This window comes from Pluralibacter sp. (assembly GCF_019237635.1).
Classification (GTDB): Bacteria; Pseudomonadota; Gammaproteobacteria; order Enterobacterales; family Enterobacteriaceae; genus Enterobacter_B.
This window is the reverse complement of record NZ_JAFAGS010000005.1, coordinates 1-12,499: the sequence shown is the minus strand read 5'-3', so window position 1 is coordinate 12,499 and position 12,499 is coordinate 1. Positions and strand designations below refer to the sequence as shown.

General features: G+C 55.8%; 10 protein-coding genes, 1 rRNA gene and 1 pseudogene. 5 read left to right on the top strand and 7 right to left on the bottom strand.

Annotated features, from left to right (window positions below; genetic code table 11):
* Both rrf and JO226_RS00590 read left to right on the top strand, forming a co-directional pair.
* Positions 1–101, top strand: a 5S ribosomal RNA gene (gene rrf, locus JO226_RS00595); the annotation flags it as partial.
* Between the two features lie 205 nt (positions 102–306).
* On the top strand, positions 307–1,605 hold the full coding sequence (locus tag JO226_RS00590; RefSeq protein WP_293471742.1) for an MFS family transporter: 1,299 nt from the start codon (positions 307–309) through the stop codon (positions 1,603–1,605).
* A 45-nt stretch (positions 1,606–1,650) separates the two neighbouring features.
* On the opposite strand, the gene pssA is transcribed toward JO226_RS00590, so the two are convergent.
* The 4 genes from pssA to trxC form a co-directional block, all read right to left on the bottom strand.
* The gene (gene pssA, locus JO226_RS00585) at positions 1,651–3,006 is read right to left on the bottom strand and encodes a CDP-diacylglycerol--serine O-phosphatidyltransferase (RefSeq protein WP_293471744.1); all 1,356 of its coding nucleotides are present in this window, start codon (positions 3,004–3,006) and stop codon (positions 1,651–1,653) included.
* A 125-nt stretch (positions 3,007–3,131) separates the two neighbouring features.
* Positions 3,132–5,780, bottom strand: coding sequence for a protein lysine acetyltransferase (gene pat, locus JO226_RS00580; protein ID WP_293471740.1), 2,649 nt, complete (start codon positions 5,778–5,780; stop codon positions 3,132–3,134).
* 35 nt (positions 5,781–5,815) lie between these two features.
* Positions 5,816–6,514 carry a tRNA-uridine aminocarboxypropyltransferase gene (gene tapT / locus JO226_RS00575; RefSeq protein ID WP_293471738.1) on the bottom strand — a complete coding sequence of 233 codons (699 nt, stop codon included), beginning with the start codon at positions 6,512–6,514 and terminating at the stop codon, positions 5,816–5,818.
* A 69-nt stretch (positions 6,515–6,583) separates the two neighbouring features.
* Complete coding sequence (gene trxC / locus JO226_RS00570) at positions 6,584–7,012, bottom strand: thioredoxin TrxC (protein WP_293471736.1); 429 nt, start codon at positions 7,010–7,012, stop codon at positions 6,584–6,586.
* Positions 7,013–7,216: 204 nt separating this feature from the next.
* Here trxC and JO226_RS00565 point away from each other — a divergent pair, with 204 nt between their 5' ends.
* Positions 7,217–8,278, top strand: coding sequence for a tRNA/rRNA methyltransferase (locus JO226_RS00565; protein ID WP_293471734.1), 1,062 nt, complete (start codon positions 7,217–7,219; stop codon positions 8,276–8,278).
* Positions 8,279–8,312: 34 nt separating this feature from the next.
* Here JO226_RS00565 and ung read toward each other — a convergent pair whose 3' ends face one another.
* Entirely contained in the window at positions 8,313–9,002 is a 690-nt protein-coding gene (gene ung / locus JO226_RS00560) for a uracil-DNA glycosylase (protein WP_293471732.1), read from the bottom strand.
* A 317-nt stretch (positions 9,003–9,319) separates the two neighbouring features.
* Between ung and grcA the strand changes: the two genes are divergently transcribed.
* Positions 9,320–9,703 carry an autonomous glycyl radical cofactor GrcA gene (gene grcA, locus JO226_RS00555; RefSeq protein ID WP_293471730.1) on the top strand — a complete coding sequence of 128 codons (384 nt, stop codon included), beginning with the start codon at positions 9,320–9,322 and terminating at the stop codon, positions 9,701–9,703.
* A gap of 169 nt (positions 9,704–9,872) precedes the next feature.
* Here the strand turns inward: grcA and srmB are convergent, their stop codons facing one another.
* The gene (gene srmB / locus JO226_RS00550; protein WP_293471728.1) at positions 9,873–11,207 is read right to left on the bottom strand and encodes an ATP-dependent RNA helicase SrmB; all 1,335 of its coding nucleotides are present in this window, start codon (positions 11,205–11,207) and stop codon (positions 9,873–9,875) included.
* A 131-nt stretch (positions 11,208–11,338) separates the two neighbouring features.
* On the opposite strand from srmB, the gene trmN reads away from it, so the two are divergent.
* Positions 11,339–12,076, top strand: coding sequence for a tRNA(1)(Val) (adenine(37)-N(6))-methyltransferase TrmN (trmN, locus tag JO226_RS00545; RefSeq protein WP_293471726.1), 738 nt, complete (start codon positions 11,339–11,341; stop codon positions 12,074–12,076).
* On the opposite strand, the pseudogene JO226_RS00540 reads toward trmN, so the two are convergent.
* Positions 12,061–12,499 (bottom strand): annotated as a pseudogene (locus tag JO226_RS00540) (L-aspartate oxidase); the annotation flags it as partial. The gene trmN and the pseudogene JO226_RS00540 overlap by 16 nt on opposite strands.

The following is a 12,499-nucleotide window of genomic DNA, read 5'->3' as shown; positions in this document are numbered from 1 at the left end:
GCGGTGGTCCCACCTGACCCCATGCCGAACTCAGAAGTGAAACGCCGTAGCGCCGATGGTAGTGTGGGGTCTCCCCATGTGAGAGTAGGGAACTGCCAGGCATCAATTAGAAGAACCCCGTACCGAAAGGTGCGGGGTTTTTTGCTTTCTTTTTCTGATTCTACGTTAAATCTCAGTTTGTGATCGCGCTAATAAAAAGCGTGCTATCCGACATGCTTTTGGTTATAACAAATAAATAACATTTGTTGATTGAATGCCTTGTTGGGGGCGCGTCCCTGTAACGTATCAGGCTGGAGTATGATTGCAATGGCTGAAAACACTATCACCACGTGCGAGTCTCGCGCCAGTGGCGATACTGGCCGCCGGATATGGGCGATTGTGGGAGCGTCATCCGGTAATCTGGCGGAATGGTTCGACTTCTACGTCTATTCCTTCTGTTCGCTCTATTTTGCACCTCACTTTTTTCCTGCCGGGAATACAACCACCCAGTTGCTGCAGAGTGCCGGGATATTTGCTGCCGGATTTCTGATGCGTCCGATCGGCGCCTGGCTATTCGGGCGTGTCGCTGATCGCCATGGCCGTAAGATCTCAATGCTTATCTCGGTGTATATGATGTGCCTGGGCTCGCTGGTCATCGCCTGCTTGCCCGGATACACAGCCATCGGCATCTGGGCTCCGGCGCTGCTTTTACTTGCGAGAATGCTTCAGGGACTGTCTGTTGGTGGGGAGTATGGTGCCAGTGCGACCTATATGAGCGAAGTCGCGCCAGTGGGACGAAAAGGTTTCTTTGCCTCGTTCCAGTACGTCACACTGATCGGTGGCCAGCTGTTGGCACTGCTGACGGTAGTGATATTGCAGCAATCGTTAAGTAGTGATGAGATATACGCATGGGGCTGGCGGATCCCGTTTGCGCTTGGCGCGGCGCTCGCTGTTGTCGCGCTCTGGCTTCGTCGTCGGTTGGAGGAAACCTCGCTGCAGGAAAATCGGGTGCTGCGTGAGGCGGGATCTTTTAAGGGATTATGGCGCGACCGTCGGGCCTTTTTGTTGGTGCTGGGTTTTACCGCGGGTGGCTCGCTCTTCTTTTACACTTTTACCACCAATATGCAGAAATATCTGGTGAATACGACGGGCATGAGCGCCAATATCGCAAGCATAGTGATTACCGCTGCGTTGCTGGTCTATATGCTGATGCAGCCGCTCTTTGGCGCGCTGTCGGATAAGATAGGCCGCAGGACATCAATGCTCTGTTTCAGTGCGCTGGCAACGCTCTTTACCGTGCCACTTTTAACCGCCCTGCAGCATGTCTCATCCCCGTTGATGGCATTTTTGCTGGTGATGTGTGCGCTGCTTATCGTGAGTTTTTACACCTCCATCAGCGGATTGATGAAGGCCGAGATGTTTCCGGCGAAAGTGCGGGCGCTGGGGGTTGGATTATCTTATGCCGTGGCGAATGCGTTCTTCGGCGGTTCCGCGGAGTATGTCGCGCTATCGCTGAAATCGGTCGGTAGTGAAAGCCTCTTTTTCTGGTACGTTACGCTGATGGGGGCGCTGGCGTTTCTGGTGTCGCTCAGACTGCATCGTAAAGGCGGTGGGTTGCGCCTGTAGCGGTCAGTGCACAGTAACAAAAAGCCCCGGTGTCGGGGCTTCGGATTACAGAATACGGCTGATTAGCTTATCGATGCGGATCCGGCGAAGACGGCGGATAAGTTTGCGGACTTTCACCGGATAATCTGAAATGCTTTGCAGATCCCGGTAGTGTTTCACCACAGTGGTATGCGTACGGATAAGCGCCAGCTCCTTCTCACGGCATTCGGTCAACTGATGCTGAGGATCGTGTATGAGAATCGCGTTCTCCAGATCCAGTCGCCATGCGCGTGGATTGAGGTTATTACCGGTCAGCAGGATCCACTCGTCATCCACCCACATCCCCTTGAGATGATAGGTGTTGTCATCGTCTTTCCACAGGCGGACAACCAGTTGGTCCGTATTGACGTAGTACTGCAGACGGCTCAGGAAACGGCGCAGGTTAATCTCGTACAGATAAGGCAGCGCGCCGATAATCTTAAACGGCTCATCTTCCGGGATGTAGAAATCGTTAGCGGTTTTATCACCGACGATGATCTCCACCTTTTTCCCCTGACGCAGTAAATCAATGATGCAGCGAACCAGAACGGCAGGCAGGTTGAAGTAGGGGGTGCAGATGGTCAGCTTATGCTCGGTACTGGGCATAAGGTTAGCTATCGTTTTATTCAGTACGCTGGTTTTTCCGAGCCCAACCAGCGGTGTAACGGCGAGTTGCTCGTTGTCGGCGTCACCCTGAAAATGATAGCTGGTATCGCGCAGTTCCTGGCGAAACTGGCGAATATCATTTTTGATTTCCGGGCTCTTCGGGCGGTCGCAGTTATCAAGGCGATTGACGCCGCGCCCATGCACCAGGTTTTGATCGGCCCAGTTGAACATGATATCGGCCATCTGCGCATTGCGAATGCACTGGTAGCGGTCATAACGATATTTGTCGTGCTGATGCAGATAGACATCGTTCAGGCTGGCGCCGCTGTAGAGAACGCTGTCATCAATGATAAAGCCTTTGAAATGCAGCACGCCCAGCGCCTCCCGGGTATTGACCGGCACGCCGTAGACAGGGACATGCATATCCGGGTTTTCCTGCGCGACGCGACAGTACCAGTCGGCATTGGTATTTGACGCAGCAGCGCCAATACGCCCGCGCTGCGCGCGATGCCAGTCGACCAGCACGCGAACGTCAAGCTCCGGACGCTGACGCTTGGCGTCATACAGCGCCTGTAAAATACCTTTACCGCCATCGTCCTGCTCAAGGTACAGGGCGACGATACAGATCCGGCGCGTGGCGCTGGCGATTTTGGCCAACAGTGCTTCCCGGAAATCAGCGGGAGCATAAAAGAACTCGACATCATCAACTGACTGAGAAAGCTTAGGTAGTTGAGCAAGGTGTTGTTGATGCTTGTTACGCTTAAATTTTGACAACATCACAGTGCGTTTCTTCTCTGTTTAATCAAGGGTCTTCTGTACCATGCAGACGACATAAGCGAGCAATAATACCATTACTACCCGCTAAAGTGGTCAACATTTCCAGCAGCTTATACGCAGAATATCTACTCTGACAGCGTAAGTGTCAGCCCGACAATCCCGTCTTCCAACTGAACATCAACCTTAAAACCCAGTTTTCGCGCCAGCGTAATCATGCCCTTGTTGTTAGGCATTGTGATGCCGTTCAGGCGCAGCAATCCGTGCTCTCGGGTGTAATTAATCAGCTTTTCCAACAACCGTCTGCCGAGTCCCAGTCCTTTCAGGTCAGAACGAACCAGTACCGCAAATTCCGCATCAATGTTATCCGGATCGGAGATAGCGCGGGTAACGCCGAGGATCTCGCTGCCTTTCGCCGACGAAAGCACGGCAACAAACGCCATCTCTCGATCGTAGTCGATCTGCGTCATGTTGGCTAAATCGTCATGGGTAAATTCATTGATTTCGCTAAAGTAACGGTAATAAAGATCTTCTTTTGTGACCTGCGCAATAAACTGCTGAAGCAGCGGTTCATCTTCAGGAAGAATGGGGCGAAACAGGCAGCGATCGCCGTTTTTCATCTCAACCCACTCTTCAAACTGCTGCGGATAGGGGCGAATTGCCAGACGGCTTGCGCTGTCGCCGCTAAAAGGGGCGATATCCAGCGTAACGTCGAGCGCGGTAAACTCATTTCCGGAGGCCAGAAGAGGGTGGATATCCAGCCGCTGGATCTCCGGACAGTCGACAATCAGGTTTGATACCTGGACCAGAAGCTGGCTGAGTCCAGCGATATCTAACGGACGAAGCGCGCTACGCCCACGGATTTTCTTGCCTTTGATCGCCTGAATCACCAGATAACGGGCCAGGTTCATGTTGAGCGGCGGCAATGCCACCGCTGCCTGTTCTTCCGCCCGCCATTCGACGCCGCCTTCACCCAGCATGATGAGCGGGCCGAAGAGCGGATCGTGCTCCACGACGACTCTCAGCTCTTGCGCCCCGGCGCGGTTCGCCATGCTCTGAACCAGCAGCCCGTGGATCCGCGCCTGCGGCCAGGTCATTTTCACACGGTCGAAAATGGCGTCTGCCGCTCGCTGAACTTCAGCCGCGGTGCGTAAATAGAGCATCACCCCCTGTACTTCCGATTTGTGCGGAATATCCGGCGAGCGCAGCTTCAGCGCTACCGGGTAGCCAATTTGCTCGGCGATATGGACAGCCTCCGCGCTGTCGGCGGCGATCCAGGTCGGAAGGGTATGCAGGCCATAGGCTTGTAGAACGGGTTGAACTTCATGAGTATCCAGCGACGTCGCGCCATCGGCGATTGCCTGCTGCAAAAGCTGATGGGCATCGCTGGCGTTCGCTGCCAGATTGACGGGCAGGGCAGGCGTTTCTCGCAGCTGCTTCTGGTTGCGGCGATATTCCACCATGTGCATAAAGGCGGTTATCGTGCCTTCCGGCGTCCGGTAGGTTGGAATACCCGCATCGCTGAAAAGCCGACGGGCCTCCTGCGAGGAGAATTCACCGCACCAGTTGGTCAGGATAGTCACATATTTGCCGCGCGGGTGCTGGCTCAGGGTATCAATAAGCGCCTGGGCGCTCTCCGTGCCGGGGGCCGCGGCGCTCGGCGAATGGATAACCAGCAGGGCATCGTAGTCCTGGCTGTCGAGCAGAATGTTCAACGTTTTCTGGTAGTGCTCGCAGTTGGCGTCATCGCGCAGATCGAGCGGGTTTGCCGCCTCAACGCTTGCCGGTAGCGCCTGGCGCAATGCTGCAATGGTGTCTTCGCTGAGCGTTGCCAGCTTGCCATTGCGCAGCCACAGCTCATCAAGGGCCAGCGCAGCAGGGGCCGCGCCGTTGCTGACAATCATTAAACGCTCGCCGCGCAGCGGGCGCATATGGCTTAAGGTTTCAACTGCGGAGAACAGCTCGTGCGTATCCTGCACCCGCAGCAGACCGGCGCGCTGTATGGCGGCGTCCCAGGCCGGGTCCATTCCAGCGTTGACGTGCAGCAGGCGCTGAGCGGCCGGGCTACGGCCGCTTTTAATCACCAGAATCGGCTTATTGCGCGAGGCGCTGCGCGCGGAGGAGACAAAATGTCGGGCGTCGGTCAGATGTTCAAGATAAAGCAGGATGGCGCTGGTTTTGCTGTCGCGGGCAAGATAGTCGAGCAAATCGTCAACGTCGATATCCAGACTATCGCCCAGGGCTATGAAGTAAGAAAACCCCATTTCGCGCTGTTGGGCCCAGTCGAGGATCGTATTGGACACCGCAGCGGATTGGGAAATAAAGGCCAACTTGCCGCGGCGTATCGGCACCGGGGAGAAGCTCGCATTCAGCCCTTGCCAGGGGGCAAGCAGCCCGAGACTGTTTGGGCCAAGCAGGCGCATCTGGTAGCGGCCGGCGCAGGCCAGTAGCTCGGCATTTTGCTCCGGCGGTGCGGAAAGAATAATGCAGGTTTTACAGCCTTTCTCGCCCAGCGCCTGCAGCAGTTCAAGGTTGCGCCTGGCGTGGGTGCAGATAACGGCAAGATCGGGCGTAAAGGGCAGGCTTTCAATGGTTGGCCATGCCAGCACGCCAAGCACTGCCTTCCAGGCGGGGGTAACCGGCAGCACCGGCCCATTGAAACCGCCGCCCAGCAAATTGCGCATCATCAGATAGCCTGCGCGCTGCGGTTTCATTGATGCGCCGATCACGGCTATCGACTTAGGTCTCAGTAATGCTTCCAGTCCCCGTTGGCTCATTGCGGTCTCCCTCAGACACAAGTGACCGAATGATTTTAAACGCTTTCTGCCTGCTCTGCTGTGATACTCCCCGAATGCTGGGTTTTTCCTGCAAGATAACGGGTGCGAAAGCGTTGGAAGTGTTCGCCAAGCGCGCCAGCGGCCTCGGTGTCGCCTGCCAGATCCAACAGCGCGATAGCGACTTCAGCCGTGCAATACTGCCCTTCTGCGTGAACTTCACGCAGGTGATAGGTCGATACGCGCGATAAATCCACAGAGATAACCGGGAGAGTATCGAGGTACGGGCTTTTTCGAAACATTTTCCGCGCCTCTGTCCAGGTGCCGTCGAGCATAATGAACAGCGGCGGTTTACCTGTTGGCGGCGCGACGACGACCTGGCGTTCCGCGCCCGCGTAGGAGGCCGGGAAAACCACCAGTGGCTGGTAATCCGGGTTCTGCACCAGGTCGAGGAGCGCCTGCGGCGGCTCGGTACGCGACCATTGAAACGCCTCAGTGTCAGGCAAAATATCGGCAATCAGACGACCCGTATTACTGGGTTTCATCGGCTCGGTATCAAACATTACCAGACAGAAGCGGCTGTGCGCATGACCTGGAGAAAGGGTATCGCAAAGGCAAAGTTTGAGCGGCAGCAGGCAGCGCTGACAGCGGCGGATGCGGTTGCCGCGCGCAAGAAACGGGCGCGTGGCGCGGGCCAGGCGTTCGGCGCGCAGGCGAAGGACAGCGTTTTCAGTCATGGGAGGTCGTACGGAAAAAACGTTATTGTCGCAGAGGCGGCAATGGGGCACAAGTTGTGCCCCATGATGTCAGGATCGGGCGGCGTCGTTCAACCAGTTGTCGAACGGCGCTTTCGGGACGGCACCGTTGAGTATGTCAACCACTTCGCCGTTTTTGAATATCATAATGGTCGGGATGCTGCGGATACGAAAACGCGCGCTCAGCGCCTGCTCGGCTTCCGTATTGACCTTCACAAAGCGCATTTTACCGCTGCGCTCTTCAGCAACGTCCTCAAAAATGGGGGCGAAGCTACGACATGGACCGCACCATGGCGCCCAGAAATCGACAACCACCGGTAAATCGTCTTTCAGTAATTTATCCAGCGTGGCGTCGGTGGCGTTAACCACTTCACCATCAAATAACGCATGACCGCAACGTCCACACTTTGCCGCATCATCGTTAATACGTGAGTCCGGGATGCGATTGAGCGCCTGACAATTGGCACAAACGGTATTCATAACTAACCTCTGGGTAATCGGGGGATGGTCGGCGGTGTCGCCGGAATGTTTCTTTAATGTTACGTATTATCGATGAGAGCGCTTTAAACAACAATCTGGTTTATTCAATGAATATAATAGTCACTGTCTTTGGTACGAAATCATGGCGAAGCGTTGGCACATCGGGTAATCTTCGCGCTTCGCGCAGCGCAGGTGGAGAATGAAATGAACGACGAACTGAAAAATAAAAGCGGCAAGGTCAAAGTGATGTATGTCCGCAGTGATGACGACTCGGATAAACGCACGCACAACCCGCGTACCGGTAAAGGCGGTGGACGCAGCAGCACGTCCCGCACTGAAGGTGGTCGTCGTCCTTCCCGCGAGGGTAAGCCTGGCCAGGATCGCCGCTCTGCGACCGGCGGCGAACGCAGTCGCGATCGCGATGCCTCCCCGTGGCGTACGGTATCACGCGCGCCGGGCGATGAGGCGCTGGTAAAAGCGGATCACGGCGGCATCAGTGGTAAAAGCTTTATCGACCCGGAAGTGCTGCGTCGCCAGCGCGCCGAAGAGACCCGCGTCTATGGCGAGAATGCCTGTCAGGCCCTGTTCCAGAGCCGCCCGGAATGTATCGTGCGCGCCTGGTTCATCCAGAGCGTCACGCCGCGCTTTAAAGAGGCGCTGCGCTGGATGGCGGCAAATCGCAAAGCGTACCACGTGGTGGACGACGCGGAGCTGACTAAAGCCTCCGGCACCGAGCACCACGGCGGCGTTTGTTTCCTGATCAAAAAACGCAACGGCACAACCGTACAGCAGTGGGTCAGCGAGGCCGACGCTGATGACTGCGTTCTGGCGCTGGAAGATGTGGGCAACCCGCATAACCTGGGCGCGATGATGCGCAGCTGCGCGCACTTCGGCGTGAAAGGCGTTCTGCTGCAGGATGCCGCGCTGCTGGAATCTGGCGCGGCTATTCGTACCGCGGAAGGCGGTGCCGAGCACGTTCAGCCGATCACCGGCGACAGCGTGCTGGAGGCCATTGAGCAGTTCCGCAGCGCGGGCTACACCATCGTGACAACCTCCAGCCATGAAGGTACGCCGCTGTTTAAAGCGACGCTGCCGCGTAAAATGGTGTTGGTGCTGGGCCAGGAACGTGACGGTCTGTCCGATGCAGCGCTTTCTAGTGCTGACCTGAGCGTGTCTATCGACGGAACCGGCAATGTTGAAAGCCTTAACGTCTCTGTTGCGACTGGCGTACTGCTCGCCGAATGGTGGCGGCAGAATAAAGCCTGAAGAAAAATGCCAGCGTAACGCTGGCATTTTTCTTTTACTCGCTTTCAGCCGGTAACACCGGCATCCAGTCAACAGGCGCTTCACCCTGTTCCGCCAGCCACTGATTCGCCAGCACGAAGTGGTTACAGCCGAAAAAGCCGCGGTGTGCCGACAGCGGCGACGGGTGCGGCGCTTTGAGTACGTGGTGGCGTTGAGGGTCGATAATCGCCCCTTTTTTCTGCGCATGTGATCCCCAGAGTAAAAATACCACCCCTTGCCGATGTTCATTAATCAGGCTAATCACTTTGTCGGTAAACGTTTCCCAGCCGAGGCTGGCATGCGAATGTGCCTGGCCTGCTCTCACGGTTAAAACGGTGTTGAGCAGCAGTACTCCCTGACGCGCCCAGCTTTCCAGATACCCGTGCGACGGGCGGCTAAAGCCGGGAATGGTGCCCTCCAGCTCCTTATACATATTGAGCAGTGACGGCGGCGTGGCGATGCCAGGTCGTACGGAAAACGCCAGTCCATGCGCCTGACCCGGACCGTGGTAAGGATCCTGCCCGAGGATCACGACTTTGACGTCGCCAAGTTCGGTATAGCGAAAGGCATTAAACACATCCTTTTGCGGCGGATACACCGTGATACCGGACTGGCGCTCGTTGGCGACCGTGGTCAGCGTATTAAGAAAGTAGGGCTGCTGTTTTTCATCGGCCAGGACATCATGCCATGTTAATGGAGTGGTCATCTCGCTCTCCTGCGAATAGTCATGGCGATAGCTTAACGACTTCTATGTGGAGAACAAAATTTCAATCCGAGTTTTTTCTGTCTCACTCAAAAAAAATTTAATGTTTACAATGATTTTTGCGTGTTCCTGTTTGGTTAAATTGATTTAAAGCAATAAAGTCAGCATATGACCACCATTGCTGTGTGGTTTTTGTTGATTTAAATCAATGAATCAAGGGTGCTCGACTGATATATATACACTCAAGCAACAATGGTTTTACCAATTGGCCAGAACCCGGCCAGTTAAAACGAATACACCGAGCCCAAGGGAGGTATCAAATGATTACTGGAATCCAGATTACTAAAGCTGCCAACGACGACCTGCTGAACTCATTCTGGCTGCTGGATAGCGAAAAAGGCGAAGCTCGTTGCCTGTGCGCTAAAGGCGGTTTCACTGAAGATCAGGTTGTTGCAGTCAGCAATCTGGGCGACATCGAATACCGTGAAATTCCGGTAGACGTGAAGCCGGAAGTGCGTGTGGAAGGCGGCCAGCACCTGAATGTTAACGTGCTGCGTCGTGAAACGCTGGAAGATGCGGTTAAGCACCCGGAAAAATACCCGCAACTGACCATCCGAGTTTCCGGTTATGCAGTGCGTTTCAACTCTCTGACGCCGGAGCAGCAGCGCGACGTTATCGCTCGTACGTTTACCGAAAGCCTGTAATTTCTCCGGGGTGGGAAATAAAAGGTATCGGGAATACCGTGTAGTCACCCGGTAACACATCGCGGAGAATGCCCAGGGCATTCTCCGCTTTTTTGTCTACAGAAAGCGCACAAACAGGCTATGGGTTTTCTATAGGCAAAAAAACGCCGGGCGAACCCGGCGTCTTTTTTTACTCTTCTGAACCTGACGATTCAACCTTCTCGGCACTCGGCTTGCGGCGCTTACCAATGTTTTTGGTATCACGATGGCGCTGCTTCACGCGCGGTTTTTCTTTCTCTTTTTCTTTCCGCTTCTCTTCGCGTTTGGCGAGCGCTTTCTTCGACGGTTTACCGGTCATTTTCTCGCTCGGCGCACGGGTGACCGGGCGCAGCTCATCGATCACGCGGGGCTTCAGCGGCTCTTCGATATAGCGGCCGATTTTCAGCAGCAGCAGATGGTCATGGGCTTCCACCAGCGAAATCGCCGTACCTTTACGCCCTGCGCGGCCAGTACGGCCGATACGGTGCAGATAGGTGTCCCCGCTGCGCGGCATATCGAAGTTAAAGACGTGGCTGACATCCGGAATATCAATGCCGCGGGCCGCAACGTCGGTGGCGATCAGTACATTGACGCGACCATCGGTCAGGCGCTTGATGCCTTCGACGCGTTTTACCTGCGCCATCTCGCCTTCCAGATAGCAGTTGTTGATCCCCGCCGCACGCAGCAATTCGGCCATTTCGTGCACGCGCTCACGCTTGCGCACAAACACGATGGAGCGGGTGACATCATCCTGTTTTAACAGATGTTTCAGCAGCTCAAGTTTGTGCTCGAAGTTGTCCGCACGGTAATACCACTGGTGGATTTTCTTGCGCTCGCGGGTCGACGGCGTGGCGGAAACCTCAACTGGATCCTCCAGTAAACGCTCGGCGAAATCTTTAATCGCGTCGCCTTCCAGCGTAGCGGAGAACAGCATGGTCTGTTTGCGCCAACGGGTTTCGCCGGAGATGTGCTCGATATCCTGGGCAAAACCCAGATCCAGCATACGGTCCGCTTCATCCAGAATAAGCGTTTCGACGGCACGGCAGTCGAAGTTTTCTTCTTTAATGTATTGCAGCAGACGCCCCGTCGTCGCCACGACGATGTCCTGGTTTTCGCTGAACACTTCGGCATGGTTCATATAGGCGACGCCACCAGTGATGGTCGCGATGTCGAGATGCGTGTGTTTCGCCAGCTCGCGGGCGTGATCGGCAACCTGCATTGCCAGTTCGCGGGTCGGCGTGAGAATAAGGATGCGCGGCGGCCCGGATTTTTTACGCGGGAAGTCGAGCAGGTGCTGCAACGCTGGCAGCAGGTATGCCGCCGTTTTACCGGTGCCTGTCGGCGCAGAACCGAGTACATCACGGCCTTCGAGCGCAGGCGGAATGGCAGCAGCCTGAATGGCGGTTGGGCGTGTGAAGCCTTTCTCCTGGAGGGCGTCCAGTAGGCTTTCGTCGAGTTCGAGTTCGGAAAAAGTCGTTACAGTCATGATCTACCTCTGTGTGGGCCGCTGATTATAGACGTTACGGCTGTAATCTTCATCTGTTTGTATGGCTATCTGTTCTCAGGTATTGTGCATAACCCAACGCTCAGTTGGTATTTCTGGAAAGGTTGTTGACTATGATTCAGTCTAAATCCGTGCTTCGTCGCAATGGATTTACGTTTAAGCAATTTTTTGTCGCGCACGATCGCTGTGCGATGAAAGTGGGTACTGACGGCATTTTACTCGGCGCGTGGGCGCCTATCGCGCGCGTGAACCGGATCCTGGATATCGGTACCGGGAGCGGTCTGCTGGCGCTGATGTTAGCGCAGCGTACGGAGGCGTCGGTGACGCTGGATGCCGTTGAACTTGATGCCGGGGCTGCGGCTCAGGCGGTTGAAAACGTTAAAGAGTCACCGTGGGCAGAGCGGATTGCCGTCCATTCGGCGGATATTCGGGACTGGATTGCCGGGCAGAACAGCCGCTACGACCTGATTGTCAGCAACCCGCCTTATTATGAGCAGGGCGTGGAGTGCGCTACACCGCAGCGTGAACAGGCGCGTTATACCACCTCGCTGGATCATACCGCGCTGCTGGCCTGCGCCGCCGATGCGATTACCGAAGAGGGTTTTTTCTGCGTTGTGCTGCCGGAGAGCATTGGTAACAGCTTTACTGAGCAGGCGCTGGCGATGGGCTGGCATCTGCGGCTACGTACGGACGTTGCGGAAACTGAACTGCGCCTGCCACACCGCGTTCTGCTGGCATTTTCTCCCCACGCGGGCGAGTGCTTTACGGATCGGCTGGTGATTCGCGGGCCAGAGCAGCAGTACTCCGAGGGGTACACTGCCCTGACCCAGGCCTTTTACTTATTTATGTGAGCCAGCGGCGATAGCACCGACGGGCCGGAGCGTTCCGCCAACTGCGGGTAATCCAGCGTGTAATGCAGCCCACGGCTCTCTTTACGCATCATGGCGCAGCGGACGATAAGTTCAGCGACCTGCACCAGGTTACGCAACTCCAGCAGGTTGTTGGATACCCGGAAACGGGAGTAGTACTCGTCCAACTCCTGCTGCAGCAGGGTAATACGGCGCAGTGCGCGCTCAAGTCGCTTGGTGGTGCGCACGATACCGACATAGTCCCACATGAACAGCCGTAGCTCGTGCCAGTTGTGCTGGATAACCACCAGTTCATCTGAATTTTCCACACGGCTTTCGTCCCAGGCCGGGAGCGCATCGACCGCGCGGGCGTAGGGCATCCGTTTACGAATATCTTCTGCTGCCGACCAGCCATAGACCAGACAC